The sequence below is a fragment of the Streptomyces sp. NPDC046931 genome, assembly GCF_040644655.1.
In the GTDB taxonomy this organism is placed as follows: domain Bacteria; phylum Actinomycetota; class Actinomycetes; order Streptomycetales; family Streptomycetaceae; genus Streptomyces.
This window is the reverse complement of sequence record NZ_JBEYWX010000037.1, coordinates 1-26,524: the sequence shown is the minus strand read 5'-3', so window position 1 is coordinate 26,524 and position 26,524 is coordinate 1. Positions and strand designations below refer to the sequence as shown.

Sequence of the window (26,524 nt, the reverse complement as noted above, 5' to 3'; positions counted from 1 at the left end):
ACGTCACTCGTGTTCCAGCCTAGACCGCGGCCGGATTCCATACCCGCGAAGCCGGTGGCCTGGGGGAACCGGCGGCCCCGCCGGACCGCGGGCCGACGGGGCGGCGAGCTCTACACCCGGCCTCGGTACCTCTCTCATCCCGCTCCCACCTGCGCGTATTTACCGCCGAGTACCCGGGCGGTACCGTGTGGGGCATGCCAGCCCTCAACGTGGAGTTCAGTGATCGGGAGCTCGAGGACCTGCGACAGATCGCCAAGGAGCGCGGCACGTCGATGAAGGCCCTGGTGCGTGAGGCCGCCGCGGCCGACATCGCGCGGCATCGGGCCCTCAAGGAGGGCGCCGAGGCCTTCCGCCGGTTCTTCGCCGGGCACGCGGACGAGTTCGCCGCGGCCTTCCCCGAGGACGAGCCACCCACGAAGAGCGAGGGGCGGGACGCCTGACCGATGGCCTCCGTCCTCCATATCGACGTGCCCTGGCTGCTCCAGCGCCATGAAGAGGTCCTTCCGGACCAGCCCGTGATCAATGACTTCTCGGCACTGGTCGCAGCGGTCGCACGCCACCGTGTCGACCCGCCGCGCCTCGGTGTGGACTCCGACCCGGCCTGGCGCGCGGCAGCCCTGTTGCACACACTGGCGCTGCTCAAGCCGCTGCCTTCGGCGAACGCACGCTTCGCCTGCGCCACGGCGGTCGCCTACATGTTCGTCAGCGGCGTCGGCATCGACCCGCCGTACGGCGCTCTGGTCGACCTCGCGCGCGACCTCATCTCCGGCAAGGCCGACGTCTACGGGGCGGCGGACCGGTTGCGGTCCTGGCAGATCTGACCGGGGAAAGCCGCGACCGGGCATCGGGGATGGCGTCACGTGGGGCGCCGGAAATGCCGCAGGGTGCGACGGGTTGCGCCGAAAGCCGGTGCGAACGTGCCGAGTTGGGCTGACGACTGCCGTCTTTCCGCTGCTGCGGATGTGTTTCACGTGTCTTGTTGGCCGTAAGCGACCTGTGCGAAGGTGACGTTCTCGCGCATGGGCCATGACCGCTCCCCTTGCGCCTTGGAAGGAACAAGTTCAGTGCACACGCCCCACCCCCCGCGTCCGTCGTATCCTCCCCGTCCCCGCCTCGCGCCCGGGGAATCCGACGAGGCACTGGCCGCCTGGCTCAGGGGCCGGCCCGTGGGCGAGGCCACGCAGCCCCTCGCGCTGCTGATGGCGCGGCACTGGCAGCCCGCGCACGAGTACGCGGTGGTCTGCCTGGCCTCCTCGGCGGACGTCGCCTCGATGGTCACCGCCACCGCCTTCCACCGGATCCTCGGCCAGCTCATGCGCTCCGGATCCGCGGGCGCCCTGCGGCCACGGATTCTCGTGGCGGTACGGGAGACGGTGCGGGAGTGGGCCGCCGACGAGCGGATATCGGGGGTTCTTCGGGAGCTGAGGAAGCCCGCGGGCGGCCGGGGCATCCGCAACGCGAAATCCCTGACCCCCGAGAACCGCGTCCTCGCCGAGCGTGCCTTCCAGGGACTCCCCGAACTCGCCCAGTGCCTGCTGTGGCACACCGAGGTCGAGGCCGAGCACATGTCGGTCCCGGCGGTTCTGCTGGGCATGAGCTCCGAGACCGCCGCGGCGGCACTGGAGCAGGCGCGCGAGCAGTTCCGGGCCGGCTGCGTACGGGCCCACCGGGAACTGGCACCGACCGACGCATGCCGCTTCCACAACCGGCTTCTCGACATCCCCCTGCGCCGTGGCGGCGCCCTGTTGCCGGAGGTGCAGCAGCACCTCCTGGAGTGCCCCTACTGCCGTTCCGCCGCCGAGCAGTTGAGCCATTTCGAGGGAGCGCTGGGCGGACTGCTCGCCGAAGCGGTCCTCGGCTGGGGAGCACAGCGCTATCTCGACTCCCGGCCCGGCCGCAGGGCGTACCGCGCTCCCGCCAGGCCCGGTTCGGGCGGGACCGGCAGACACGCGGCCGGCGGACGCCGCCGGCTGCTCTCCCGGCTTCCCGGGGAGGCTCGCCGGATCGCGGAGGAGCGGAACGCCAGGGCACTGGTGACCGGTGTCGGCCTCACCGCCGCGGCCGTGCTCGCGGGGCTTCTGGTGGCCGGCCTGTGGTCGCACGACGGTGGAGCCGACCCGGTCGCCTCCACCCGCGCGAGCGGCACGAGTACGACGCCGACGGCCGCCCCCGGCTCCGGGGCACAGTCCGGCAAGGCCGGACACCCCGTGGCCCCGCAGCGGACCCGGCTGCGGGACCTCGCCGCCGGCCTCTGCCTGGACATCCGCGGCACGGTGCGGGCCGGCGCGCACGCCCGGCTCGCGGCGTGCTCGTCCGCGTGGACGCAGCAGTGGTCGTACGAGAGCGACGGTCTGCTGCGCAACATCGCCGACCCGGGGCTGTGCCTCGACTCCCGCGCCGCGGACGGAGCCCTGACGCTCGCCCCGTGCGTCGACGCGGGCGAGGCACACGCCGACGACGTCCGCTACGACCTCACCGTGCGGGGCGAGTTGCTGCCACGCGGGGACGAGAACCTCGCGGTCACACCCGCGAGCACCGGCCCGGACACCGACATCGTCGTCAGGACCCGGGACGGCTCCGACATCCAGCGGTGGGCGACCGACGGCCGGTCGGCGAAGCCCACCTCGCTCTCCATCGCCGGGACGGACGAACACCGGTCCGTGCTGCCGGTCCAGCAGACCTCCCCGAGATGAGGCCCGTCAGGACACGACGTCCCGCGGCTCCTTCCCGGCCAGGAAGTCGGCGGCGTTCTGCACGGCCGCCAGGGCGATCCGTACGAGCGTCTCCCGGGTGACCCCGGCGACGTGCGGGGACAGCACCACGTTCGGTGCCTTGAGCACTCTGAGGGCCGCGGTGGGGGGTTCGGGATCGAAGACGTCGAGCCCCGCCCCGGCCAGCGTGCCCCGCTCCAGCGCGTCAGCGAGGGCGTCCTGGTCGATCAGGGCACCCCGCGCCGTGTTGATCACGAACGCGGTCGGTCTCATCAGAGCCAGGCGGTCGGCGTCGAGCAGGTGTCGCGTCTCCTCCGTGAGCGGCGCGTGCAGCGTCACATAGTCGGATGTGCGCAGCAGTTCGTCGAGTGGCACATGGCGCGCCCCGCCGAGGCGTGCCTCCGTCTCCGCGTCCACGCGTGTGGGACCCGAGTACAGGATCGTCATGTCGAAGGCGATCGCCCGCCGAGCGACCTCCTCGCCGATATGGCCGAGTCCGACGATGCCGAGGGTCTTGCCGGACAGCTCGGTGATGGACTGCTGTAGCCGTGGCAGCGCCCAGTCGGCGTCGACGAGCGCGGTGTGGGCCGGTACCAGCTGCTTGGCCAGGGCGAGCATGAGCGCGAAGGTCTGCTCGGCCACGTTCTGCTTCTCGGCGCCGCTGGAACCGATGTTGCACACGGGCACGTTCCGGGCGCGGGCCGCGTCCAGGTCGACGTAGTCGAAGCCGTGGCTCGCGCACTGGACGAGTTCCAGCCGAGGTGCCGCCGCGATGTGTTCGGCGGTGACCGGGGCGAGGCCCGTCACGATGACCTGCGCCGCGCGCAGCGCCGCCGGGTCCTCGTCGGTCCGCTCCACCACGGTGATGTGTGCCTGGCCGGGGAAGACCGAGGAAAGCGCGGAGCCCGCAGCGCGGCCGCCGACATGCGGCGATATGACGGCCAGTACGTTCTTGATGTCGGTCATGAGGTCTCCTGGACCAGGTCGGCGGGGCCGAGGGCCGTGGGACGGGCGTGTCCGGACAGGGCGAGGGTGAGGTCCAACTCGGCGAGCAGACAGCGGATGACGTGCTCGACGCCCGGCTGCCCGTCGAGCCCCAGCCCGTAGGCGTAGGGCCGTCCCACGAGCACCGCCCGCGCGCCGAGCGCAAGCGCCTTGAAGATGTCGTCGCCGGTCCGGATCCCACTGTCGAACAGCACGGTGAGCCGGTCTCCCACCGCCTCCACCACTCCGGGTAGCGCGTCGGCGGCCGCCACGGACCCCGCCACCTGCCGGCCGCCGTGATTGGAGACCACCACGCCGTCCATCCCCGCGTCGAGGGCGCGGCGGGCGTCGTCCGGGTGCACGATGCCCTTCAGCACGATGGGCCCGTCCCAGTTGTCCCGCAGGAACGCCAGGTCCGGCCAGGTCTTGCCGGGGTCCGCGAACATGCCGACGAAGTGCAGCACGGCGGCGTTGGGATCCTCGTGCACCGGCTTGGCCAGACCGGCCTGGAACGCCGGGTCGGTGAAGTAGTTGGCCGTGCCCACCCCGTGCAGGAACGGCAGGTAGGCCTGGTCCAGGTCCCGGGGCCGCCAGGCCAGCAAGGGCGTGTCCAGCGTGACGAGCAGGGCCGTGAACCCGGCCGCCTTCGCCCGGGCCAGGAAGCTCCGGGTGACCTCGCGGTCCTTGGGCCAGTACAGCTGGAACCAGCGCTCCGCGTCACCCGACGCCTCGGCCACCTGCTCCATCGGTGTGCTGGAGGCCGAGGAGAGGATGAACGGCACCCCCTGGGCCGCGGCGGCCCGTGCCGCCGCCGGCTCCGCGTCCGGATGCATGATCGACAGCACGCCCACCGGCGCCAGGGCCAGCGGAGCCGGCAGCCGCCGCCCCAGCACCTCGACGGACAGGTCCCGCTCATGGACGTCCCGCAGCATGCGCGGCACGATCCGGCGGCGCTCCAGTGCGGCCCGGTTGGCCCGGGCGGTGCTGCCGCTGCCCGCGCTGCCCGCCACATAGCCGACCGGTCCCGGCCCGAGCCGCTGCTCGGCGAGCTCCTCCAGCCGGGTCAGATCCGTGGGCAGCCGCGGCACGGCGCCCGTCATGCCCTTCAGATAGATCTCGTACTGGAAGTCCGCCCAGTGTTTCGTCATTCCCGTGCTCCCGCCTCTCCTCCCTGAAACCGCGTGCTACGCCGACGATGCTGGCGAACGTGACAAGTCCCGTCCACTGTGGTGCGCACAACGTGCGGCTGTCATCATCACCCTGTGATAAACGCCTGGTCGCAGCCCCCGTCGCGGTCCCCGGCGTCCCGTGGCCGGGTCCGGGACGAGATCCTCGCCGACCCGCGCGTCGTGGAGGACGTCGTCGCGGCCGTCCACACCCGGGTGCCGGCGTACGCCGCGCTCGACGACAGCAGGCTGCCGGAGGTGCGGGCGATCGCCGCCTGGGGGGTGGACCGCATGCTGCACCTGTGGGCCACCGACGGCACGCTGGCCCCCGCCGATCTGCGCCGGTTCCGTGGCATCGCGGCGGCCCGCGCGGCCGACGGCCGGCCCGTGCAGGCCGTGCTGCGCGCCTACCGGGTGGCGGCGACCGTGATCACCGACGAGGTGGCCGCCCGGGGCGGGGACCTCACGGCGGCGGACGGCTTCGCGCTCGCCCGGATGCTGCTGACGGCACTGGACACGCTGTCGGAGGAGATGGCCACGGCCTACGCGGCCACCACCGAGGACCTCGCCGGGGACCGTGACCGGGCCAAGCGGCTGCTGCTCGACGACCTGATCGCGGGCCGGCACGCCTCGGCTGGAGCCCTGACGGACCGCTCCGCCCGGCTGGGCGTCCACCTCCCCGACCCCTACTGCCTGCTGGTGGCCGAGCCGACGACCGAGGGCGGCCCCGACATCTCGTACGAGGAGGCCGCAAAACTGCTCGCTGCGCTCGGCGACGGCGGTACGCCGGTGTCGGCACTGTCGACGGTCCGTGGCTCCCGGGCCGTCCTGCTGCTGCCCGCGGCGGCGGTCCACCGGGCGCCGGCGGCCCTCGACGAGCGGGCCTGGCGGGCCTGCGCGATCACCGGGGAGGGCCTGGACCGGGTCGCCGTGGCGCACCGGCTCGCCGCCGACGCCCTGGACACGGCGCCCGCCCACGCCCACCGTCCCGGCCGGCTCCTCACGGACGCCGACGCCCACGTCCTCGCCCTGCTCGCGGGGCACCCGGCCGCCACGGCCGAACACATCGCCCATCTCGTTCTCGGCCCGCTGACCGAGCCGGACCAGCGCCATCTGCTCCAGGCCCTGACCGCGTACATCGACGCGGGGTCGGCCACCGCCGCCGCCCGCGCGCTCCATCTGCACCCGCAGTCGCTGCGCTACCGGCTGCGCCGGATCCACGCCCTGACCTCCCGCGACGCCCGCGACCCCTGGCAACGCCTGACCCTCGACGTCGCCCGCACGATCGGGGCCTGAGGCGGACAGCCGGTACGGCGTGCGGTTCCGGCTACCCCGCCCGGCCACCCACGCGGGCCATGGCCCGGACCGGGGCGCCGTCCGCGCCCGGCAGGTGCAGCGGGAAAAGGAACACCTCCACCGGGCGGCCCTCCCGCTGGGCGGCGAGGACCCGGTCCAGGCCGGTGAGGTTCTCGGCGATGACACCGCCCGCGCCGCACAGCACACGATGGGCGGGCAGGTCGGGCTCGCCGGTCGGATCCACGCTCAGCGCATCCACGCCGACCGTGCGGACGCTCGTGTCGACCAGCGCCCGCATCGCCTCCGGAGTCAGCCAGGGGTGGTCGAGGTAGGCGTCGGTGCCCCAGTAGGCCGACCAGCCCGTGGCCACCAGCAGGATCGCGCCCGGCTGAAGCCGCAGCAGGCTCAGCGCGGGCCCGAGCAGCTCGGGGGTGATCGGGGTACGGGCCGGCAGGCCCCGCAGGTCCGCCACCACGGCCGGGCCGGCGAAGCGCTCCAGCGGCAGCGCGTCCAGCGCGGGCCACGCCGAGTCCACGTGGTAGGGCGCGTCGACGTGTGTCCCGGACTGTGAGCCCAGGTGCAGTGCCAGGACGTTGACCCCGTCCGTGGCCACCCGCAGTGCCCGCTCCACCTCGACCTGCGGGTCACCGGGATACACGGGCATCCCGCTGACCACGGGCACGGAAAGATCGAGCCAGGGCTCCATCAGCGGCCCTCCACCGCGAGTGCCGGAGCCGTCTCCTGCGGCGCCCCCGGCCCGGAGATCGGCGGCACCGGCGCCTCGACGGTGCGGGCCAGCCGGGCGCCCTCGGGCCCGTACGCCGCCCGGGACTCGGGGAAGAGCCGCAGCAGCGCCAGGAAGAGGACCGCGGCGACGGCCAGCGACAGCGGCAGGCTGATGTCGACACCGTTCGCCAGGTCGCCCAGCGGGCCGACGAACTGGCCGGGAATGTTGGTGAACAGCACGCCGATCACCGCCGAGACCCACCAGGCGGTCATGCCCCGCCAGTTCCAGCCATGTGCGAACCAGTAACGGCCGCCGCGCTGACGGCGGTTGAAGACCTGGAGCGCGTCCGGGTCGTACCAGCCGCGCCGGGTGTAGAAACCGAGCATCATCACGACCATCCACGGAGTGGTACAGGTGATGATCATCGTCGCAAAAGTGGAGATCGACTGCACCAGGTTCAGCCCGAATCGGCCGATGAAGATGAAGGCGATCGACAGGGCGCCGACCACCAGCGTCGCCTGCACCCGCGACAGCCGGGGGAACACCGACGAGAAGTCCAGGCCGGTCCCGTACAGGGAGGTCGTGCCCGTGGACATACCGCCGATCAGCGCGAGCAGACACACCGGCAGGAAGAACCAGGTCGGTGAGATGGCGAGCAGACCGCCGACGAAGTCCGGGGCCGCCGGGTCGATGTACTTGGGCGCCTCCTTGGCGATGATGCTCGCGGTCGCCAGACCGAACACGAACGGCAGCAGCGTGGCGATCTGGGAAAGGAACGCGGCACCGACCACCTTGCGGCGCGGCGTGCCGGCCGGGATGTAACGCGACCAGTCGCCGAGGAACGCACCGAACGACACCGGGTTCGACAGCACGATCAGCGCCGCGCCGATGAACGACGGCCAGAACAGCGCCTTGGTCGCGGGGGCGGCCGAGGCCGTGAAGACACCGGCGTACGACGGGTCGAAGTGCCCGGCGAAGGCGATCGCCCCGAGCAGGAACAGCACGGTCGCCGAGGTCACCGCGATCTTGTTGACGAACAGCATGAACCGGAAGCCGTACACGCACACGGCGAGCACCAGGCCCGCGAAGAGCGCGTAGGCGACGACGTACGACAGGGTGCCGCGCTCGAGCCCGAAGAGCCGGTGTGCACCGCCGACCAGGGCGTCACCCGAGCTCCACACCGAGATCGAGAAGAACGCGATGGCGGTGAGCAGGGAGAGGAACGAGCCGACCACACGGCCGTGCACACCGAGGTGGGCGGAGGAGGAGACCGCGTTGTTCGTGCCGTTGACCGGGCCGAACACCGCCATCGGGCACAGGATCAGCGCGCCCGCGACCACCCCGAGGACCGTTGCGGCCAGCCCCTGCCAGAAGGAGAGGCCGAAGAGGATCGGGAAGGCGCCCAGGACGCAGGTGGAGAAGGTGTTGGCGCCGCCGAAGGCGACCCGGAACAGATCGAGCGGTGTCGCGGTGCGGTCCGCGTCGGGGATGCGCTCGACGCCGTAGGGCTCGACCTCGGTGAGTGCCGGTGGAGCGGCGGCGGGGGAGGACTCGGGGTTCTCGGACAACGGGAGCTCCGGCTGGGACGGGAGGCGAAGCGCTTTCGTGGCGCGGTGAACCGGACGGCACCGGGCCGCCGCAGGGGTACGCGGGGCGGGGCGAGGTCGTCCGCAAGGGGTCTGCCGACGCTAAGACGGTCCGCAAGGTCCACGCCAGAGGACGCTTCATCCACCTTTCGTGCGCCGCTTGGACGATTCCTCCACACCTCCTCCACGGCCGGACGCCCCCTTCCTCTCGGCTGGGCAAGGTGTCTCGGATCGCCGTACGCCCGATCGAAGCGGACGATGAAAGAGCCCTCGGCCCGCCAGGGCATCGCCTTGACAAGAGGAGACTCAAGTTTTATTCAGGCTGATAGGGAAGTCAGGGCAAAACCGCAGCGTGGAGGGGGGACGACAAGGAGGGAGAGCCTCATGGCACGTCCGGTCGGTATCGACCTCGGCACCACGAACTCGGTGGTCTCGGTCCTGGAGGGCGGCGAGCCCACCGTCATCACCAACACGGAGGGCGCCCGGACCACGCCGTCGGTCGTGGCGTTCGCCAAGAACGGTGAGGTGCTGGTCGGCGAGGTCGCCAAGCGGCAGGCGGTGACCAACGTCGAGCGCACCGCCCGCTCCGTCAAACGCCACATGGGCGACCAGACGTGGCGCTTCCCGGAGAGCGGCACCATCGACGGCAAGAAGTACACCGCGCAGGAGATCTCCGCGCGCGTGCTGCAGAAGCTGAAGCGGGACGCCGAGGCGTATCTGGGCGAGGACGTCACCGACGCCGTGGTCACCGTGCCCGCCTACTTCGACGACTCCCAGCGGCAGGCCACCAAGGAGGCCGGGGAGATCGCCGGCCTGAACGTGCTGCGCATCATCAACGAGCCCACGGCGGCCGCGCTGGCGTACGGACTCGACAAGGAGAACGACCAGACGGTCCTCGTCTTCGACCTCGGCGGCGGCACGTTCGACGTGTCGCTCCTGGAGATAGGTGAGGGCGTCATCGAGGTCAAGGCCACCAACGGCGACACCCACCTCGGCGGTGACGACTGGGACCAGCGGATCGTCGACCACCTGGTCAAGCAGTTCAAGAACGGGTACGGCATCGACCTGTCCCAGGACAAGATGGCCGTGCAACGGCTGCGCGAGGCCGCTGAGAAGGCCAAGATCGAGCTGTCGAGTTCGTCCGAGACCACCATCAACCTGCCGTATGTGACGGCCTCGTCGGAGGGGCCGCTGCACCTGGACGAGAAACTGACGCGCGCCCAGTTCCAGCAGCTGACGTCCGACCTGCTGGACCGCTGCAAGGGGCCGTTCCACCAGGCGGTCACGGACGCGGGGATCAAGGTGTCCGACATCGAGCATGTGATCCTCGTCGGCGGCTCGACCCGGATGCCCGCGGTGACGGAACTGGTCAGGGAGCTGACCGGCAAGGACCCGCACAAGGGCGTCAACCCCGACGAGGTGGTGGCGGTCGGCGCCTCGTTGCAGGCCGGTGTCCTCAAGGGCGAGGTCAAGGACGTCCTGCTGCTCGATGTCACGCCGCTGTCGCTCGGTATCGAGACCAAGGGCGGCATCATGACCAAACTGATCGAGCGCAACACCACGATCCCGACGAAGCGTTCGGAGATCTTCACCACGGCAGAGGACAATCAGCCATCGGTGCAGATCCAGGTCTACCAGGGCGAGCGCGAGATCGCGGCGTACAACAAGAAGCTCGGCATGTTCGAGCTGACCGGTCTGCCGCCGGCTCCGCGCGGGGTGCCGCAGATCGAGGTCGCCTTCGACATCGACGCCAACGGCATCATGCATGTCACGGCGAAGGACCTCGGCACCGGCAAGGAGCAGAAGATGACGGTCACCGGCGGCTCCGCGCTGCCGAAGAACGACATCGACCGCATGGTCCGCGAGGCCGAGCAGCACGCCGAGGAGGACCGCAGGCGGCGTGAGGCGGCCGAGACCCGCAACCAGGCCGAACAGCTCGTCTACCAGACCGAGAAGCTCATCAAGGACAACGAGGACAGGATCCCGGGGGACGCACGGAGCGAGACGGAGGATGCCCTGGCCGAACTCAAGGAGACGCTGAAGGGGGAGGACTCCGCGGAGATCCGCCGGGCCCTGGACAAGGCGGCCGCAGCGGCGCAGAAGATCGGCAGCGCCCTCTACGAGCGGGCGCGGACCGAGGGCGGAACCGCGTCGGAGCAGGGCGCGGCCGAGGGTGGCGCCAAGAGCGGCGACGACGTCGTGGACGCCGAGATCGTGGACGACGACGACACCTCACGAGCGGGCTGACGATGGACCGGATCCGGCCGCAGAGCACGGAGCTGCGACGTCTGCTGGACGAGCGCACCGCCGACCTGCAGCGGGTGAAGGCCGAGTACGACAACTACCGCAAGCAGGTGCGGCGCGACCGCATGGCGATGCGTGAGATCGCGACGGAGAACGTGCTGCGGGCACTGCTGCCGGTGCTCGACGCCCTGGAGGGGGCCCGTCGGCAGGGGGCCATGAGTCCCGGTCTCCGGGCCGTCGACGACGTACTGGAGACCCAGCTGGGCTCCCTGGGGCTGAAGGTGTTCGGGGAGGTGGGCGAGCCCTTCGACCCCCTGTGCCACGAGGCGGTGACGCATGTCGTCGCCGCGGATGCGGAGAGCCTGATCTGTACCGAGATCCTCAGCCCCGGTTACCGGGTGGGTGACCGGCTGCTGCGCCCCGCGCGCGTCACGGTCACCGGCCCGCCCCCGGCGGGCGGCGTCGTGGTCGGCGGACGGACCGAAGCGGGGCACGGCGGTGACGGGCTGCTGGGGCCGGGGCCGCCGGGACCTGCCGCCCTGCGGCGGGGTTCGTAGCCGGACGGGCGAAGCGGAAGACAGCGCTTACCGGGGCCTGTAAACGGAATGTTTCAGGCCGATTGCCGAGCCATGCGAAACCGGCCAGACGACGGCTCCGGATGAGCCGGAACCGGGCGCTTACTGGGAGTGCGTGTGCGAATTCCGTGACTTCACGCCACTGATTCAACACTCAAAGTTACCGAAACTCGGGGGGTCGATGTGAGATTCCGGCGCGAACTCGGCAGACTCCGGCACGCCGAACAGGCACCCGGACGGAACGGCTCCGGCTCACGTACTGCGGCGCTGAAACGTCACTTCGATACGAGCGGAAGGATGCACACAATGCCGAACACCGCGCGCTGGGCAGCGACCCTCACCCTCACGGCCACCGCCGTCTGCGGCCCCATAGCCGGGTCCGCGCTCGCCGCCCCGAACGCCCCCGCCTCTCTGTACGCCCCCTCGGCTCTCGTCCTGACCACGGGTCACGGCCAGAGCACCGCCACCGCCACACCCCAACGCGCGGTCACGCTGACCTGCGCCCCGGGTGCCTCCGGCACCCATCCCGCGGCGTCCGACGCCTGCGCCGACCTGCGCGCCGTCAACGGCGACCTCGACGCTCTGCGGGCCCGGGATGGTGTCCTGTGTACCAAGTTGTACGACCCCGTCGTGGTCACGGTGCAGGGCGTGTGGCAGGGCAAGCGCGTCGACTACGAACGTACCTTCGCCAACGAGTGCGTGAAGAGCTCCTACGGGACCGCCCTCTTCGCGTTCTGAGGACCGGGATCGCGCGGTCACGGCGAGCGTGGACCGCGGGCTCGTAACTGGGGAGTGCGAGCCCAATCGCGGCGACCGTGAGATCTCGCGCGGGGGCCGGTCGGACGGAGTGGGGCCGTCCGGCCGGCCCCCGCAATCATGCGTTCCGGAGGGACCGATGGCCCATTGCGCGCCAGACGCAGCCGTATACGAGGGACGTGGCCCGCACGGGGGCCGCGATCGCGCGAGCGACCCGTGCCCAGGGGCCTCAGCCCATACCGCCTGGCTGCTCTCCGGCCTCCCGCGTCCCGTCCGCCCTCCCCGGCGGCTCGGCCGGCTCCGGGTGGGGGCCCGGGATCGTGGGGAGCACGGGGAAGCGTCTGAGCAGGCCCGCGGCGCGCAATAGACGGTGAAGGCGGGGCCGGTCCGAGACCAGGCGCAGCCGCCCGCCGCGCTCCCGGGCCCTGGTCTCCGCCCGGCACAGCGCGCGCAGGCCGGAGCAGTCGAAGAAGACGACCGGCCGCAGATCGACGAGCACGTCGGGCGCGGGCCGACCGGTGGCCGCCTCCAGGTGCTCGGCCAGGGAGCCCGCCGTCGCCAGGTCGATCTCGCCCGACACCTCGACCACCGTGTACGGGCCGTGGGTGTAGCTGCGGGCGAAGGGGTTCGTCGCCGCCGGTTCGGAGGACATGGTCGGCTCCTCCTCAGCCGGGTAGTACGCGTTTGATCTGCGTAATTACCCCGTCCGATGCGAAAACATCCCTGAAGCCGCCTTGGCAAGATCTAGTTCACTCGACCAGGTGAACTGAGGTCCTGATGTCTTGACACCTTTACAGTGCGGACCCTACGCGGTGGGTCGGACACGAGCCCTTACGATGTGACCGCCGACGGCGGCCTCACCCTCCCCGTCGCTCCGCCCGCCCCGCGCCCGCGCCGAAAGCAGGACATGTCCACCACGCCCTCGTGTCTTCTCAACACCGCCGGGACCACCCCCGAGCTCCCGAGCGACCCCGTCGACATCCGGCTCGTCGTCACCGACATGGACGGCACGCTTCTCGACGGCGACGGGCGGATACCCGAGGGCCTGTGGCCGCTCCTCGGCGAACTGCGCCGGCGCGGCGTACTCTTCAGCCCGGCCAGTGGCCGTCAGTACGCAACGCTGGCACGGCAGTTCGCCGGGGTGGACCACGGGATGGTCTTCGTCGCGGAGAACGGCACCTACGTCGTGCGCGACGGTGCCGAACTCGGCTCCGACCCACTGGACGCGGCGGTGGCCGGCCGCGTCGTCGCCACCACGCGGCGCCTCGCGGCCGACGGGGTGGACGTCGGGGCGGTGCTGTGCGGGAAGCGGTCGGCCTACGTGGAGCGGACCGACGCCGCCTTCCTGTCCGAGGCCCGGCGGTACTACACCCTGCTGGAGACGGTGGACGACCTCACCTCCGTCGACGACGAGTTCCTCAAGGTGGCGCTCTTCGACTTCGGGCCCGTGGAGCGGACCACCGCCCCCGCCCTGAAGCAGTTCACCGCCACGCACCAGGTGGTCGTGTCGGGGGAGCACTGGGTCGACATCATGAACGCCACCGCGAACAAGGGCGCCGCCCTGCGGCGGCTCCAGCGCGAGCTGGGCATCACATCCGCGCAGACGGTGGTGTTCGGCGACTACCTCAACGACCTCGAAATGCTCGACGCGGCCGAGTGGTCCTTCGCGATGGCCAACGCCCACCCGGACGTGATCCGGCGGGCCCGCCACATGGCGCCCTCCAACACGGAGAACGGCGTTCTGCGCACGATCGCCCGCCTGCTGCACCTGCCTGCCTCCTGAGCACCGGCGGGCCCACCTGCGAGCACCGACGGGGCTATTGCGGCGGCAGCCCTCCCACCTCGGGGCAGCGCCGGATCCGGGCCGCGAGGACGGCCACGTCGCCTCCGCGTGCCGGGCGTCCAGACGGTCCAGTACGTCCGAGAGCAGTTCCTCCACTCCGGCCCCGGGCCGCACCCGCATCGCGGCCAGCCGGGCCAGCGACACATCGATGTCCTCCTCGCGGCGCTCCACGAGCCCGTCCGTGAACAGCAGCAGCGTGTCCTGCGGCGCGAGCGGGCGCGTGGTCGGCTCGTAGCCGCCGATCCCCGTCCCCAGCGGCGGCCCGGTCGGCACGTGCAGCAACTCCGCCGTGCCGGCGCCGGAGAACAGCGCAGGCGGAAGATGCACGGCGCTGGTCAGTGACACCGTGCCGCGTGCCGGATCCACCTGGACGAGCAGGCAGGGGGCCGGCCGGCGGGTGCCCTCCTCGGTGACCACGGCGTCCAGCCGGCGCAGCACCCGGTGCGGTGGCAGGTCCGTGGAGGCCGTGTAACGGAGCATCGAGCGGTAGGCGTTCATGTCGACCGCGGCGTCCAGTCCGTGCCCCATCACGTCACCCATCACCGGCGGGGTCCGCCCGAAGTGCAGCCGTACCGTCTCGAACCGGTCCCCGCCCACCAGGTCCCCCCCGTCCGCGGGCAGATACCGCGTGGCCAGGTCCGGGTTGGGATGCGGCCGCCCCGGCTCGGCCGGCAGCGCCCGCTGGAGGTGGAACACCGTGCCGCGCACCGCCGCGTGATGCCGCGCGTGACCGAGGTGCACGGCCGCGAGCCGGGCCGCATAGTGCGTGAGGGCGATGTCCGTGACAGAGAACGGCGGGCCCGCCGCACGGCATGGACGACGCCCTCGAGTCGATGGGCACGACGCCCGACGAGCGGACCACGTGCCAGGAGCCGGCCGCCCCTGTGTGCGGCCGGGTCTGCGACGCCGCCGCCGTGGACCTGCTGACCGAGGACGTTCCGTCCGCGTCGCCCGCCTCCGGGCCGCTGCCCGTCCTCGAGCGGGCCGCCACGCGGGCCGCACCGACCTGCTCGAACCGTGGAGCACCAGCAGCGCCCGCCCGCTGTCCGTGCGGGCCCTGGACGAGGGATCACCGCCTCGTTCGGCCTGGCGGGACGGGTCCCGCGGCAGGTGATGTCCGTGCCGTTGCCGGGGCACGGCCGGCTGTACGGGGTGCTGCTCGCGGTGCGGCAGGGCGCGTCCTCGACGCCCGCAGCGCCACCTCCGCGACAACACGTCCGTCCACGCACCGGGCGGCCGGGCCCGCGTCCGCGCCACCCGCGACCCGCCTCACAGATCGTTGACCAGTACGGCCGCCCCGTCGAAGCGTCCCGCCTTCAGATCACCGAGGGCCCGCAGGGCGCCCGACAGCGGGTACGGGTGCGTCGTCGCGCGCACCCCGTACCGGGCGGCGAGGTCCAGGAACTCCCGGCCGTTCTCCCGGGTGTTCGAGGTGACGCTGCGCACCTCCTTCTCGTAGAACAGCTCGGTCTCGTAGCGCAGCACCGGTACGTCGCTCAGATGGATGCCCGCGACCGCCAGCACACCGCCCCGGTCCAGTGCCCGCAACGCGACCGGGACGAGTTCACCGGCGGGCGCGAACAGGATCGCCCCGTCCAGCGGCTCCGGCGGCAGGTCGTAGGCACCTCCCGCCGACGCGCACCCGAGGGCGAGCGCCAGCCGCCGCGATGCCTCGTCCCGGGTCAGCACGTGCACGGTGGCCCCCTGCGCCAGCGCGACCTGAGCACACAGATGGGCGCTGCCACCGAAGCCGTACAGTCCGAGGCGGCCGCCCGGCGGCAGCGACGTCCGCAGCAGCGCGCGGTAGCCGATGATGCCCGCGCACAGCAGCGGCGCGAGCGCCACGTCGTCCACGTCCGCCGGCAGCCGGTAGGCGAAGGCGGCGGGCACGGTCGTGTACTCGGCGTATCCGCCGTCGGCGTCCCAGCCGGTGTACTCCGAGTCGGGACACAGGTTCTCGGATCCCCGCACGCAGTACCGGCAGGTGCCGTCCGTACGGCGCAGCCACGCGACCCCGACCCGGTCGCCGACGGCCCAGGCGCCCGCCGCCGCTCCCACCCCGGCCACCACGCCCGCCACCTCGTGCCCGGGCGTCACCCCCACCCGGTGCACCGGCAGGTCTCCCTCGGCCACATGCAGATCCGTACGGCACACGCCACACGCCCGCACGTGCACCAGCAACTCGCCCGACCCCGGCACCGGCACCGGCCGCTCCACGAACCGCAGCGGCTCACGCTCGACGGGACCCGGCCGGTCCACCACCCATGCGTGCATCGTCCGACCCCCTCCGCCGACGACTGCCTCCTTCCAGTGTCGGGCAGGTGCGCGGTCCGGCGCGCGGCCGCGACCCGGGCGTGGATACCGTGAGGAGCGGCAACCGAGCCGTCGAACCGGGAAAGGGTCCATGCCATGGCGGTACAGCCGGAGGGAACGCCCTGCTGGGCCGACGCGCTGTTCATGCCACTACACGCAGGCGTACGCCGGCGGCAAGGCGGTCGCCGCGGTCGTACCGCCCATGCCCGGGCAGGAAGGCCAGTCCGCCTGGTGCCTGTACTTCGCGACGGCGGACGCCGCAGCGACGGCACGGAAGGTCAGGGACGAGGGCGGCGAGGTGCTGATGGGGCGGGCGGCGTGTAGGACGGTGTACGTGAGGCAGGAGCCTCGGGTCGGCCCGGGATCCGATGGGGGCACCGGGCCGTGGCATGATCGGACACATGCCTGAACGAGTTGTGGCCGCCTGCGACGGGGCTTCCAAGGGAAACCCCGGACCTGCCGGATGGGCCTGGGTCGTCGCCTCCGACGACGAGATCCCCGGCCGCTGGGAAGCCGGCCCGCTGGGCAGGGCGACCAACAACGTCGCCGAACTGACCGCTTTGGAACGGCTGTTGACGGCCGTCGGCCGGGACGTCCCACTGGAGATCCGGATGGACTCCCAGTACGCCATGAAGGCGGTCACGACCTGGCTGCCCGCCTGGAAGCGCAACGGCTGGAAGACCGCTGCCGGCAAGCCCGTCGCCAACCAGGACCTGGTCGTGCGCATCGACGCGCTGCTCGACGGCCGTGAGGTCGAGTTCCGCTACGTCCCCGCGCACCAGGTGGGCGGGGACCGCCTCAACGATTTCGCGGACCGCGCCGCCAGCCAGGCGGCCACCCTCCAGCAGCCGGCCGGCAGTGAGCAGGGCTCTCCGGAGCCGCCGCCCTCTTCCGCCCCCGGGGCCGGCGCGGCGGCCCGCCGTGGCGCGCCCGCGAGGAAGCGGGGTTCCGGAGGCACCCTCAAGGCCAGGTTTGCCGGCCGCTGCGTCTGTGGCCGGCCGTACGCGGCCGGCGAGCCCATCGCCAAGAACGCCCAGGGCTGGGGTCACCCGGAGTGCCGCACGGCCGGCGACGGCTAGGGTGCCCGTGCGCTCGGCCCGGCCGCCGGGGCCTCAGTCGGTGTCGAACGTGTAGTACGCCCTGTGGTCCAGCAGATCGGCGGGTCGCACGTCGTTCCACGGCTTCATCGGCTCGTCGAGATCGACCACGTCCGGTGTGCCGCCCACCGGCAGATAGCCGGACTTGGGATGCCGGCGCTGCCACTCGGCCCACAGTTTGTCGACGTAGGCGTGGTGCAGCCAGAAAACAGGGTCGTTGGGGGAAACCCCGGTGGCCATCTGACCGCCCACCCATACGTGCACGCGGTTGTGGAGATTGACGCCCCGCCATCCCTCGAGGTGGTTGCGGAACCCGTCCGAGGCGCTGTTCCAGGGCGCCATGTCGTACGTCGGCAGGGCGAGCACCGACTCGACCTCGGCCCGCGTCGGCAACGCGTGTCCGCCCTCTCCGAGAGAGCGCCGGAGATAGCTGCGGCTGTCCACGCGCACGCTGATCGGCCACTTGCCGGCGGACGCGGCGAACGGTCCGTCCATCACCCGTCCGTCCAGGCTGCGCCCCGTGCCTCCGAGGAAGTCCGGCGCCCACAGCGAGGAGCGCGGGGAGCGGTCGGTGGTCCAGTCCCAGTAAGGCAGCGTGACCGAGGAGTCGACGGACTGCAGGGCCCGCTCGAACTCCACGAGGAATCTGCGGTGCCACGGCAGGAACGACGGTGAGCGATGGCCCGTTCGTTCACCGGTGTCGGTGTCACCCATGATGAAGGCGTTGTGGGTCTGGACGAAGGCGTCATAGCGGCCGTTGCGCTTGAGCTCGACGAACGCGGCGACCAGCCGCCGCTTCTCGTCGGCGGTGAGGCTCGCCTGGTTCTTGCGTACGTTCATGTGAGGAAGGCTCCGGAAATCCTGTGCGGGAAGGTCACTTGAACGGGACGAGCGGGGCGCCCTGGAGCTCCACGACGGCGGCGCGGGCCGCCGCGCGAGGAGTCGGCACGGGGTCGTAGTGGCTGACCACACTGATCCAGCTGCCGTCCGCGTTCTGCATCACATGCAGTTCGACCCCGTCGATGAACACGCCGTACCCGGAGCCGTGGTGACCACCCGCGGTGGGGCGTCCCTCTATTCGGCGGCCCCGGTAGACCTCGTCGAAGGGCGCGGGCCCGCCGTGATCGTGCCCTGGCGCCATCCCGGCGGACGCCGGTGCGGCGGACGGCGGGGTGGTGGCGGCAGAGGCGGCCTGGGTGGCGAGACCGCCGGCGGCCGCGACGGCGGCCCCGGCCACGAGGGCACGGCGGCGGGTGAGTTCGGGCATGCGAGGTTCTCCTGAATCGCAGCGGGTTGACGTCCCGTCCTGCCTATCCGGCGGCCGCCGAGCCCCGGAAATCTTGGACAACGGGTTGGCTACGATCAGGACAATTGCCTACATGTCCTGCAAAGTTGAACTAAGATGATCTTGCTGTGAAGGGTGCCCTCGGGATGCCGGACGGGGAAATTCCGCCCCGTTGGACGTCGGCGGCAGAGGATCTTTCGCGACGGGTACCCCGTTCGTGGCGCGGCTCACGTCCGCGATCTGACGCGAACTGCCGGTCGGTCCCGGCGGACTGCCGGCCGCGCCGAAGTCAGTTCACTCCACGCGGCCGGAACTGGATGCTGATGCGGGGTCCGGTCGCCCGGCTGCTCTTCGGTACCGCGTGCTCCCAGGTCCGCTGGCAACTGCCGCCCATGACGATCAGATCGCCGTGCCCGAGTGGACGCCTCAGGGTCCGGCCGCCGCCGCGCGGCCTGAGTGCCAGGTCGCGGGGCGCGCCCACGGACAGGATGGCGACCATGGTGTTCTCGCGCGCGCCGCGGCCGATCCGGTCCCCGTGCCAGGCCACGCTGTCGCGGCCGTCGCGGTAGTAGCAGAGCCCGGCCGTGACGAAGGGTTCCCCCAGCTCGTCCGCGTAGTGCGTGGACAGGGCGTCGCGCGCCTCCTCGAGGACGGGGTGCGGCAGGGGTTCGCCGGGTTGGTAGTAGGCGAGGAGCCGCGGCACGTCCACGGTGTGGTCGTACATCTGCCGTCGCTCGGCGCGCCAGGGTGCCTCGGCGGCCAGGTGCTCGAAGAGCGCGTCGGCGCCGCTCAGCCATCCCTGGAGCAGGTCGATCCATGCCCCGGAGCCGAGCTGGGTCCGCCGCAGTCCGTCGAGCGGGGCGAGCCGGAGGTCGTCGCTCTGGTCGAACAGCGAGCCCTGGAGGTGCGTGGCCATACGGGCAGCGTACCTCCTTATTCGAAAATGTGTTCTGGTCGCGACCGCGATGCACCCCGAGCCGGTGTGGTGTGCCTCAACTGCTTTGCTGCGAAGCAACCTTGCGCGTCCGGGTGACGTCCTGATCGACAACGGGCGGTGGTGCGGTCGATCACCGGAGGGTTCCCGGGTGTGTGTCCGGATCCCTATACGCTCCATGTATACATGACAGGTATACATCTCACGTATACGCGTCGTGTATATGCGCCTTGCGGCCATGTCGGGTCTGCCGGTGCGTGCGCATGGAGCGCAGGAGCGGGGTTCACGCCGCGTCCACCCCCGCCTGACAGCCAGCACCCGTCGGCCCGGTGCCAAGTTCCCGGCCGGCGTCAGACCGAAAGGCACTCATGTACGGCAAGGCCTTCGCCCCGGAGTACCAGGGCTCTTTGACCTCTCTGTCCGTGAACTCGTCGCTCACGGACGTCCTGGCCGCGGGCACCGAGCAGTTGCGGGCCGCCGAGCGTGCCGGGTCCCGGCAGGAGGCCGCCCGCTCCGGTCTGGCGGTCGCCGAGGCGCACCGGCGGCTCGGCCAGGTCGCCGACGCCGACCGGGCCTGGAAGGCGAGCTACCGCACCGCCCGGGAGGCCGGCGACACCGGGGCGATGGCCTGGGCTCTGTGGAGCGGCGGCACCCTGGCCCGGCAGCGCGGTGCCCTGCCCCTGGCCTGGCGGCTGCTGCGGCTCGCCGCCGACCTCGGCGAGCGGGCCGGGGATGTGGTCGTCCGCGGATATTCGCTCGCGGGAATGGCCGAGACCGGTCGCATCCAGGGCGACTACGACGCCGTGACCGCCCTGCACGAGCAGCTCCTGGCCGAGGCCCGCCGCCGCGGCGAGGCGCGCCACACCGTGTGGGCGCTGGAGGGCATCGCCCAGATACACCGCAACACCGGCTCGTACGACACCGCGTACGCCATGTTCGAGGAGGCGGCCGACATCGCCGCCCGCGCCGACGACCGCCGTGGTCACGCCTGGGCGCTGCGCGGTCTCGCCGACATCCTGTCCGTCCGGGACGGCGACAGCGAGCGGGCCCTGGAACTGCTCTCCGAGGCGGAGGCCACCTGCCGGGAGATGAACCTCGCGGGCGCGCTCGCCTACAACCACAAAATGCGCGGCAACGTCCTGTACCGCGCCGGGCGTTACGAGGAGGCGCGCGACGTCTACGGCCAGGCGCTCGCCGAGTTCGAGGGCATGGAGGAGCCACGCGGGACCGCCCTCGCCCGTCTGGGCCTGGTCAAGTCGCTGGCCCGCCTGGGCCGGGACCGCGCCGAAACCAGCGCCGACCTCGACGCGCTCGCCGGGAACCTGGCCGCGATCGGGCTGCGGCACGGCCGTCGGATGGTTCTGCGGGCCTACGAGGAACTCGGCCTCGTCTCCCCGGAAGGAACCGGACGATGACCGCCCCGGCCCCTGCCGGCACCCTCGGCTCCCCGCGGGAGGACCTCATCGCCGCACGGATCCTCGACCGGGCCCGCGACCTGGTCGCCCCCGCCCTCGCGGATGCCGTCGCCACCCTGCACCCCTGGGTCGCCGAGATGGCCGAGCACGCGCTCGGCCGCCGCGGGACGGACGCCGGCCGCGGCGGGGGCAAGGGCGTGCGTCAGGCGCTCGCCCTGCTCGGCGCCGAACTGGCCGGCGCGCCCGCCGGCACCGGTGTCCCGGCCGCCGTGGCCGTCGAACTCGTGCACACCTTCTCCCTGGTGCACGACGACATCATGGACGGCGACGCCCTGCGCCGAGGCCGCCCCGCGCTGTGGAAGGCGTACGGCACCGGCCCGGCCGTGCTCGCGGGCGACGCGCTCTTCGCCCTCGGCGTGGAGACGCTGAGCACGGACCCGGCGGCCGTGCGCCGGCTCACCGGTGCCCTGGGTGATCTCGTCCACGGCCAGGCCGACGACCTGCTCTTCAGCCACCGCCCCTGGACCGGCCCCGAGGCCGTGACCACCCGGGAGTACGAGACGATGGCCGAGCGCAAGACGGGAGCGCTGCTCGGCTGTGCGCTCGCGCTCGGTGCCCAGCTCGGCGGAGCGAGCGACGGTACCGCGGCCGCACTCGACGGGGTCGGCCGCCACCTCGGCGTGGCGTTCCAGATCGCCGACGACCTGCTGGGCATCTGGGGCGATCCCGAGATCACGGGCAAACCCGTCCACGGCGATCTGCGGGAAGGGAAGAAGACCTTTCCGGTCCTCGCCGCGCTCGGCAGCCCGTGCGGCCCCGAGCTCGCCGCCCTGCTGTCCACCGGTGAGGCGGCGGGGCGTGCCGCCGACCTCGTGGCACAGGCGGGCGGCCGTGCGGCCGCCCTGCGCGAGGCCCGTCGTCACCTGGCCGCCGCGGACACCCTTCTGGGCTCGGTCCCGTGCTCCCCGCGCGCGGCCGCGGACGTGCGCAGTCTGCTCCCGGCCCTGACCCGGCGCGCGCTCTGAGCCCCCTCGCCTCCGGTCGCCGCGGTGCGGGGGCCGGAGGCTGCGACATCGGTCACATCTCACCCGGGACGCGGCGGTGCGGGCAACCGACCCCTGCCCGCGCCCCTCTCTCCACTCGACGCACCGTTGATCACCGGCTCGTCACCTCACCCAGCTCCGCACTTGTGTAAAGAGATCAGCCGGAAAGCCGTACAAGGGATCTTTCCTTCTTTACATGTACATGCCGAATGCATGAGGGTGACACTCCGGGGCCCGACCAGCCCCCACGGCCCCGAACGGCGCCGTGCACCGGGGCGGTTGGTGTGCCCGGCCGCCCCCTGTAACGAAGGAAATCTGTGCGCAGACCCCACATACGCAGGCTGGCCGTGGCCGTCGCCGTGACGACGACGGCCACGCTCCCGGCCGTTCCGGCGCTCGCCGACGCACCCGCCCACGCGGCGGTCGCGGCCCCCTCGCCGGTCGACGCGGCCCGGGCCGCCGCGTTCGCCCACGCCTCCGCCACCGGTGTCACGCGGGGGGACACCCTGCGGGCGAAGGACGCCATGACCGACCCGGACGGCAGGCAGCACGTCCGTTTCATCCGCAGCCACCGGGGGATGCCCGTCCTCGGCGGCGACCTGATCGTCCACCTGGACCGGCGGGGCGGCTATCTCGGCGTGACCCGCGCCGCGGACCATGCCGTCCAGCCCCCCACCACCGAGGCGAATCTGACGGCCCAGCAGGCCGAGCGGAAGGCCGCCGACACCGCGCAGGGCGACGCGGGCGCCGCCGAACTCGTGGTGGACGCCCGTGACGGCCACGCCGTCCTGGCCTACCAGGTGCGCGTCACGGACAGCAGCACCGCCGAGGCGGGCGGTTCCCGAACCGTCGTCGTGGACGCGCTGACCGGCCGGGTCCGCAGCAACACGCCCGACAACGACGAGTTCATCTCGCCCTCGCTGGCTCACACCCTGCGCAAGCAGGGAGAGTCGGCGGCCCCGGACACCGACGGCCCCAAGGCCCCGTCCGGCCTCACCGCCGCCGGCGCGTCCGCGGCCGCCCGCTACCCGTCGACCGCGACCGGCACCGGCGCCTCCCTGTTCGTCGGCAAGGTGCCGCTGACCACCACCCGGACCGCCCGCACCAGCTACCTCCTCAAGGACCCCACCCGCTGGGGCACCGAGACCCGGGACGCCAAGGGCCGGGAGCCGGAGTCGTTCTCGCGCGGCACCAAGTTCACCAGCACCACCGACAAGTGGGGCAACGGCGCCACCTCGAACCGCGCCACCGTCGCGGTCGACGCCCAGTACGGCATCACCCGGACGCTGGACTTCTACAAGAAGACCTTCGGCCGCAAGGGCATCCGGAACAACGGCACGGGCGCCCACGCGATGGTCCACTTCGGCAAGAAGGTCGGCAACGCCTTCTGGGACTCGGTCTGCGGCTGCATGCTCTACGGCGACGGCGACGGCAGGATGTTCAAGAAGCCGCTCGTCGTCCTCGACGTCACCGGCCATGAGCTGACCCACGGCGTCGTCGAGGCCACCGCCGGCCTGGAGGCCACCCGCGAGGACCGGTACGGCCAGTACGGCGAGCCGGGCGCGCTCAACGAGTCCCTCGCGGATGTCTTCGGATCGGGCGTCGAGTTCGCCGCCAACAACCCGAAGAACCGGCCGAACTACCTGATCGGCGAGAAGCTCGGACTGCGCCAGAAGTTCCTGCGCCGTCTCGACCACCCGTCCCTCGACCGGCTCGAGCGCACGATCGACTACTGGTCGCCGCAGACGAACGACACCGAGGTGCACGCCGCTTCCGGCGTCTCCTCGCACGCCTTCTACCTGCTGGCCGAGGGCAGCGGCAGGAAGACCATCGGTGGCATGACGTACGACTCGCCCACCTACGACGGCTCGCGGGTGACCGGCATCGGACGGGCCAAGGCGCTGGCGGTCTTCTATCGGGCACTCACCCGGTACATGGTCTCCACGACGGACTTCCACGACGCGCGCATCGCGACGCTGCAGGCCGCCGCCGACATGTACGGCGCGAGCAGCACCGAGTACAAGACGGTCGACAAGGCATGGGCCGCCGTCAACGTGACGGCCGCCCCCACCCCTTCGTCCGCGCACTGAACCCGCCCGGGCACGCGGGGGCCCCGCCGCACGGCGGGGCCCCCGCGGTCAGTGCTCCTTCTGCGGGGTCAGCTCGCTGGGCCGCACCACCACACAGCCCTCGCCCTCCAGCTTCAGCTGGACGGATTCCCCCGACCCACCGCGCAGCATCGACCCGATGGACTGCGACCGGTGCAGCGAGGTGTGCAGGCGCGCCGTCCAGCCCACCACCGCGTCGGTGTCCACGTACACCGGCTGCTGGGGCGAGACGGGGATGACGAGCGGATTGCCCTCGCAGATCAGCCCCAGCCTGCCGTGCCCGGTGAACACGCTGTTGAACAGACCGCCGCCCGCGATGCCCGCACCCTTTACGGTCTGGATCCGGTACGCCAGCGTCGCGTCGAAACACAGCACATTGCGCCCGTTGACGGTGAACTCGTCGCCCTGCTCGACATCCACGATGAAGCAGTTCTGCGCCTCGTGAGCGAACCACGCCTCGCCCTGACCGCGCACGGCCATCAGCGGCAGTCCCTCACCGGTGACCGCCCGCTTGAGCATCCCGCCCACGCCCTGGCCCTTGCGCTCGAACTGGAGATTTCCGCGGTAGGCGACCATCGCCCCCTGCCGTGCGAGCATCTCGCCGTTCACCACGTACCGGATGGACTTGGCGTTCTGGACGGACATGCCCGGCCCGGCGGCCGGCTGGACCATGTGGTCGCTGGAAAAGAGATCACCCTTCATGGGCGCATGGTGTCCCGGAAGATCACATTCCGCCAAGGTCGGGGATGTTCTGAAACGGCAACAACCAGGATTCGGGCCGGGGCCGCACCGACTTCCCTCGTTCGGCCCGTGACCGACCCGCAGGAGGGGAACGATGTCCCGGGAGAAAACAAGGCGGAGGACGGACAGCTCATGACGGTGCTCGGAGTCGACATCGGTACGTCCAGCAGCAAAGGCGTGCTGGTCGACGCGGACGGGGCGGTTCTCGCCACGGCGGCACGGCCGCATACGGTCAGCCGGCCGAGGCCGGGCCATGTCGAGATGGACGCGGCCGTCTGGTGGGACGAGTTCGCCTCCCTCGCCCGCGAGCTGGTGCCGCCCGGCACCGCCGTCGAGGCGGTCGGCGTCAGCGGCATGGGGCCGTGCGTGGCCCTGGCCGACGAGCACGACACACCGCTGCATCCGGCCATCCTGTACGGCGTCGACACCCGCGCCACCGCCCAGATCGCCCGGCTCGACGCCGAACTCGGCCCCGACGCCGTCCTGCGTCGCTGCGGATCCCTGCTGTCCACCCAGGCCGTGGGCCCCAAGATCGCCTGGCTCGCCGAGCACCGCCCCGGTATCACCGCCCGCGCCCGGCGCCTGTACATGCCCAGCTCCTTCCTGGTGAACCGGCTCACCGGCGCCTATGTCCTCGACCACCACTCGGCGAGCCAGTCCGTGCCGCTCTACGACTCGACCGCCCAGGAGTGGTACCGCCCCTGGGCACGCCGTATCGCACCGGACCTCGAGCTGCCGCCCCTGCGCTGGCCCGGTGAGATCGCGGGACGGGTCACGGGCGACGCGGCTGCGGTCACCGGTCTTCCGGCCGGTATCCCGGTCGTCACCGGCACCATCGACGCCTGGTCGGAGGCGCTGAGCGTCGGTGCCCAGCACACCGGCGACCTGATGCTCATGTATGGCAGCACCATGTTCCTCATCAACACCGTGGCGGAGCGGCTTCTGGTGCCGCAGCTGTGGGGCACCGTCGGCGCGCTGCCCGGAACGCGCAGCCTTGCCGGCGGTATGGCCACCTCCGGTGTGATCACCGACTGGCTGCGGGAACTGCTCGGTGTCTCCGATCCGGGCGCGCTCCTCGCCGAGGCCGAGGCTTCCGGAGTCGGCGCGAAGGGCCTGTTGATGCTGCCCTACTTCGCGGGGGAGCGGACCCCGGTCGCCGACCCGGACGCCCGGGGCGTGATCGCCGGACTGACCGTGGAGCACACCCGCGGTGACCTGTACCGGGCCGCGCTGGAGGCCACCGCCTTCGGGGTGCGGCACAACGTCGAGGCGATGCGGGCGGCCGGCGCCGACATCCGCAGGGTCGTCGCGGTGGGGGGCGGAACCCGGGGCGGTCTGTGGACCCGCATCGTCTCCGACGTCACGGGACTGGAACAGGAGATCAGAACGGTGACGCTCGGTGCGAGCTACGGGGCGGCGTTCCTGGCCGCGAGCGCGGTCGGCGACGCCGACATCGACCGCTGGAACCCGATGCGCGAGCGGGTGCTGCCCCAGGCCGGCCGGCGCTCCCGCTACGACGGTCTCTACGACCTCTATCTGCGGCTGTACCCGGCGACCCGCGACATCGGCCACGCCCTCGCCCGCCATCAGCGCGCCACCGCCGATGCTCCCCGGGGGGGGGGGGGGCGGCGGGGGCCGGCCGGGCGGCCGCGGCGCACCGCCCCGCCGCCCGGGCGCTGGACAACAGCACGATCGGCGAC

23 protein-coding genes and 2 pseudogenes are annotated in these 26,524 nt (G+C 72.0%); 14 read left to right on the top strand and 11 right to left on the bottom strand.

What is annotated here, in order from left to right:
* The first annotated feature begins 194 nt into the window (after positions 1 to 194).
* The 3 genes from ABZ876_RS36475 to ABZ876_RS36465 all read left to right on the top strand — a co-directional run bounded on the left by ABZ876_RS36475 (position 195) and on the right by ABZ876_RS36465 (position 2,693).
* Entirely contained in the window at positions 195 to 440 is a 246-nt protein-coding gene (locus ABZ876_RS36475) for a hypothetical protein (protein WP_361789883.1), read from the top strand.
* Between the two features lie 3 nt (positions 441 to 443).
* Positions 444 to 821 carry a toxin Doc gene (locus ABZ876_RS36470; protein ID WP_361789881.1) on the top strand — a complete coding sequence of 126 codons (378 nt, stop codon included), beginning with the start codon at positions 444 to 446 and terminating at the stop codon, positions 819 to 821.
* A 243-nt stretch (positions 822 to 1,064) separates the two neighbouring features.
* A complete protein-coding gene (locus tag ABZ876_RS36465) occupies positions 1,065 to 2,693 on the top strand; it encodes an RICIN domain-containing protein (protein WP_361789879.1) in 1,629 nt (542 codons plus the stop codon).
* 6 nt (positions 2,694 to 2,699) lie between these two features.
* On the opposite strand, the gene ABZ876_RS36460 is transcribed toward ABZ876_RS36465, so the two are convergent.
* Both ABZ876_RS36460 and ABZ876_RS36455 read right to left on the bottom strand, forming a co-directional pair.
* Positions 2,700 to 3,677, bottom strand: a complete 978-nt coding sequence (locus ABZ876_RS36460) for an NAD(P)-dependent oxidoreductase (protein WP_361789877.1) — start codon at positions 3,675 to 3,677, stop codon at positions 2,700 to 2,702.
* Positions 3,674 to 4,843: a lactate 2-monooxygenase gene (locus ABZ876_RS36455; RefSeq protein ID WP_361789875.1), complete on the bottom strand. Its 1,170-nt coding sequence runs from the start codon at positions 4,841 to 4,843 to the stop codon at positions 3,674 to 3,676. Before ABZ876_RS36455 ends, ABZ876_RS36460 begins: the two co-directional genes overlap by 4 nt.
* Positions 4,844 to 4,957: 114 nt before the next feature.
* Between ABZ876_RS36455 and ABZ876_RS36450 the strand changes: the two genes are divergently transcribed.
* On the top strand, positions 4,958 to 6,157 hold the full coding sequence (locus ABZ876_RS36450) for a helix-turn-helix domain-containing protein (protein ID WP_361789873.1): 1,200 nt from the start codon (positions 4,958 to 4,960) through the stop codon (positions 6,155 to 6,157).
* Positions 6,158 to 6,188: 31 nt separating this feature from the next.
* Here ABZ876_RS36450 and ABZ876_RS36445 read toward each other — a convergent pair whose 3' ends face one another.
* Together ABZ876_RS36445 and ABZ876_RS36440 are read right to left on the bottom strand one after the other, a co-directional pair.
* On the bottom strand, positions 6,189 to 6,863 hold the full coding sequence (locus ABZ876_RS36445; protein ID WP_361789871.1) for a cyclase family protein: 675 nt from the start codon (positions 6,861 to 6,863) through the stop codon (positions 6,189 to 6,191).
* Positions 6,863 to 8,452: a cytosine permease gene (locus ABZ876_RS36440; protein WP_361789869.1), complete on the bottom strand. Its 1,590-nt coding sequence runs from the start codon at positions 8,450 to 8,452 to the stop codon at positions 6,863 to 6,865. The genes ABZ876_RS36445 and ABZ876_RS36440 overlap by 1 nt, the downstream gene beginning before the upstream one ends.
* A gap of 402 nt (positions 8,453 to 8,854) precedes the next feature.
* Here ABZ876_RS36440 and dnaK point away from each other — a divergent pair, with 402 nt between their 5' ends.
* The 3 genes from dnaK (at position 8,855) to ABZ876_RS36425 (ending at position 12,027) form a co-directional block, all read left to right on the top strand.
* The gene (dnaK, locus tag ABZ876_RS36435; RefSeq protein ID WP_361789867.1) at positions 8,855 to 10,717 is read left to right on the top strand and encodes a molecular chaperone DnaK; all 1,863 of its coding nucleotides are present in this window, start codon (positions 8,855 to 8,857) and stop codon (positions 10,715 to 10,717) included.
* A 2-nt stretch (positions 10,718 to 10,719) separates the two neighbouring features.
* Entirely contained in the window at positions 10,720 to 11,271 is a 552-nt protein-coding gene (gene grpE, locus ABZ876_RS36430) for a nucleotide exchange factor GrpE (protein ID WP_361789865.1), read from the top strand.
* Between the two features lie 324 nt (positions 11,272 to 11,595).
* Positions 11,596 to 12,027, top strand: coding sequence for a protease inhibitor (locus tag ABZ876_RS36425; protein WP_361789863.1), 432 nt, complete (start codon positions 11,596 to 11,598; stop codon positions 12,025 to 12,027).
* 247 nt (positions 12,028 to 12,274) lie between these two features.
* Here ABZ876_RS36425 and ABZ876_RS36420 read toward each other — a convergent pair whose 3' ends face one another.
* Complete coding sequence (locus ABZ876_RS36420; RefSeq protein WP_361789861.1) at positions 12,275 to 12,697, bottom strand: STAS domain-containing protein; 423 nt, start codon at positions 12,695 to 12,697, stop codon at positions 12,275 to 12,277.
* Between the two features lie 255 nt (positions 12,698 to 12,952).
* Here ABZ876_RS36420 and ABZ876_RS36415 point away from each other — a divergent pair, with 255 nt between their 5' ends.
* A complete protein-coding gene (locus ABZ876_RS36415) occupies positions 12,953 to 13,828 on the top strand; it encodes a Cof-type HAD-IIB family hydrolase (RefSeq protein ID WP_361789859.1) in 876 nt (291 codons plus the stop codon).
* Positions 13,829 to 14,002: 174 nt separating this feature from the next.
* Here the strand turns inward: ABZ876_RS36415 and ABZ876_RS36410 are convergent.
* Together ABZ876_RS36410 and ABZ876_RS36405 are read right to left on the bottom strand one after the other, a co-directional pair.
* A pseudogene (locus ABZ876_RS36410) lies at positions 14,003 to 14,386 on the bottom strand (PP2C family protein-serine/threonine phosphatase); the annotation flags it as partial.
* Positions 14,387 to 15,157: 771 nt separating this feature from the next.
* A complete protein-coding gene (locus ABZ876_RS36405; protein ID WP_361789857.1) occupies positions 15,158 to 16,162 on the bottom strand; it encodes a zinc-binding alcohol dehydrogenase family protein in 1,005 nt (334 codons plus the stop codon).
* A gap of 135 nt (positions 16,163 to 16,297) precedes the next feature.
* Between ABZ876_RS36405 and ABZ876_RS36400 the strand changes: the two are divergent.
* Both ABZ876_RS36400 and ABZ876_RS36395 read left to right on the top strand, forming a co-directional pair.
* Positions 16,298 to 16,508, top strand: a pseudogene (locus tag ABZ876_RS36400) (VOC family protein); the annotation flags it as partial.
* Positions 16,509 to 16,590: 82 nt separating this feature from the next.
* Positions 16,591 to 17,280, top strand: coding sequence for a ribonuclease H (locus tag ABZ876_RS36395; protein ID WP_361789855.1), 690 nt, complete (start codon positions 16,591 to 16,593; stop codon positions 17,278 to 17,280).
* Between the two features lie 33 nt (positions 17,281 to 17,313).
* Here the strand turns inward: ABZ876_RS36395 and ABZ876_RS36390 are convergent, their stop codons facing one another.
* From ABZ876_RS36390 to ABZ876_RS36380, 3 genes are all read right to left on the bottom strand, one after another.
* Positions 17,314 to 18,138: a tyrosinase family protein gene (locus tag ABZ876_RS36390; protein WP_361789853.1), complete on the bottom strand. Its 825-nt coding sequence runs from the start codon at positions 18,136 to 18,138 to the stop codon at positions 17,314 to 17,316.
* A gap of 34 nt (positions 18,139 to 18,172) precedes the next feature.
* Positions 18,173 to 18,565: a tyrosinase cofactor gene (locus tag ABZ876_RS36385; RefSeq protein WP_361789851.1), complete on the bottom strand. Its 393-nt coding sequence runs from the start codon at positions 18,563 to 18,565 to the stop codon at positions 18,173 to 18,175.
* A gap of 307 nt (positions 18,566 to 18,872) precedes the next feature.
* Entirely contained in the window at positions 18,873 to 19,499 is a 627-nt protein-coding gene (locus tag ABZ876_RS36380; RefSeq protein ID WP_361789849.1) for an alpha-ketoglutarate-dependent dioxygenase AlkB, read from the bottom strand.
* Positions 19,500 to 19,885: 386 nt separating this feature from the next.
* Here ABZ876_RS36380 and ABZ876_RS36375 point away from each other — a divergent pair, with 386 nt between their 5' ends.
* The 3 genes from ABZ876_RS36375 to ABZ876_RS36365 all read left to right on the top strand — a co-directional run bounded on the left by ABZ876_RS36375 (position 19,886) and on the right by ABZ876_RS36365 (position 24,065).
* The gene (locus ABZ876_RS36375) at positions 19,886 to 20,932 is read left to right on the top strand and encodes a tetratricopeptide repeat protein (RefSeq protein WP_361789847.1); all 1,047 of its coding nucleotides are present in this window, start codon (positions 19,886 to 19,888) and stop codon (positions 20,930 to 20,932) included.
* Entirely contained in the window at positions 20,929 to 21,957 is a 1,029-nt protein-coding gene (locus ABZ876_RS36370; RefSeq protein ID WP_361789845.1) for a polyprenyl synthetase family protein, read from the top strand. Before ABZ876_RS36375 ends, ABZ876_RS36370 begins: the two co-directional genes overlap by 4 nt.
* 335 nt (positions 21,958 to 22,292) lie before the next feature.
* Positions 22,293 to 24,065 (top strand): M4 family metallopeptidase, encoded by a 1,773-nt coding sequence (locus tag ABZ876_RS36365; RefSeq protein ID WP_361789843.1) that lies wholly within the window; start codon positions 22,293 to 22,295, stop codon positions 24,063 to 24,065.
* Positions 24,066 to 24,113: 48 nt separating this feature from the next.
* Here the strand turns inward: ABZ876_RS36365 and ABZ876_RS36360 are convergent, their stop codons facing one another.
* Positions 24,114 to 24,785 (bottom strand): AIM24 family protein, encoded by a 672-nt coding sequence (locus tag ABZ876_RS36360; protein ID WP_361789841.1) that lies wholly within the window; start codon positions 24,783 to 24,785, stop codon positions 24,114 to 24,116.
* Between the two features lie 171 nt (positions 24,786 to 24,956).
* Between ABZ876_RS36360 and ABZ876_RS36355 the strand changes: the two genes are divergently transcribed.
* Positions 24,957 to 26,524, top strand: a 1,568-nt coding sequence (locus tag ABZ876_RS36355) for an FGGY-family carbohydrate kinase (RefSeq protein ID WP_361789945.1), incomplete at its 3' end; no start/stop codon positions are given.

Coding starts and splice junctions, on each gene's coding strand:
- ABZ876_RS36390 (WP_361789853.1), bottom strand. CDS start 18,138: ATGAACGTACGCAAGAACCAGGCGAGCCTCACCGCCGACGAGAAGCGG.
- dnaK (WP_361789867.1), top strand. CDS start 8,855: ATGGCACGTCCGGTCGGTATCGACCTCGGCACCACGAACTCGGTGGTC.
- ABZ876_RS36415 (WP_361789859.1), top strand. CDS start 12,953: ATGTCCACCACGCCCTCGTGTCTTCTCAACACCGCCGGGACCACCCCC.
- ABZ876_RS36455 (WP_361789875.1), bottom strand. CDS start 4,843: ATGACGAAACACTGGGCGGACTTCCAGTACGAGATCTATCTGAAGGGC.
- ABZ876_RS36425 (WP_361789863.1), top strand. CDS start 11,596: ATGCCGAACACCGCGCGCTGGGCAGCGACCCTCACCCTCACGGCCACC.
- ABZ876_RS36375 (WP_361789847.1), top strand. CDS start 19,886: ATGTACGGCAAGGCCTTCGCCCCGGAGTACCAGGGCTCTTTGACCTCT.
- grpE (WP_361789865.1), top strand. CDS start 10,720: ATGGACCGGATCCGGCCGCAGAGCACGGAGCTGCGACGTCTGCTGGAC.
- ABZ876_RS36470 (WP_361789881.1), top strand. CDS start 444: ATGGCCTCCGTCCTCCATATCGACGTGCCCTGGCTGCTCCAGCGCCAT.
- ABZ876_RS36405 (WP_361789857.1), bottom strand. CDS start 16,162: ATGCACGCATGGGTGGTGGACCGGCCGGGTCCCGTCGAGCGTGAGCCG.
- ABZ876_RS36360 (WP_361789841.1), bottom strand. CDS start 24,785: ATGAAGGGTGATCTCTTTTCCAGCGACCACATGGTCCAGCCGGCCGCC.
- ABZ876_RS36385 (WP_361789851.1), bottom strand. CDS start 18,565: ATGCCCGAACTCACCCGCCGCCGTGCCCTCGTGGCCGGGGCCGCCGTC.
- ABZ876_RS36475 (WP_361789883.1), top strand. CDS start 195: ATGCCAGCCCTCAACGTGGAGTTCAGTGATCGGGAGCTCGAGGACCTG.
- ABZ876_RS36380 (WP_361789849.1), bottom strand. CDS start 19,499: ATGGCCACGCACCTCCAGGGCTCGCTGTTCGACCAGAGCGACGACCTC.
- ABZ876_RS36395 (WP_361789855.1), top strand. CDS start 16,591: ATGATCGGACACATGCCTGAACGAGTTGTGGCCGCCTGCGACGGGGCT.
- ABZ876_RS36460 (WP_361789877.1), bottom strand. CDS start 3,677: ATGACCGACATCAAGAACGTACTGGCCGTCATATCGCCGCATGTCGGC.
- ABZ876_RS36370 (WP_361789845.1), top strand. CDS start 20,929: ATGACCGCCCCGGCCCCTGCCGGCACCCTCGGCTCCCCGCGGGAGGAC.
- ABZ876_RS36420 (WP_361789861.1), bottom strand. CDS start 12,697: ATGTCCTCCGAACCGGCGGCGACGAACCCCTTCGCCCGCAGCTACACC.
- ABZ876_RS36445 (WP_361789871.1), bottom strand. CDS start 6,863: ATGGAGCCCTGGCTCGATCTTTCCGTGCCCGTGGTCAGCGGGATGCCC.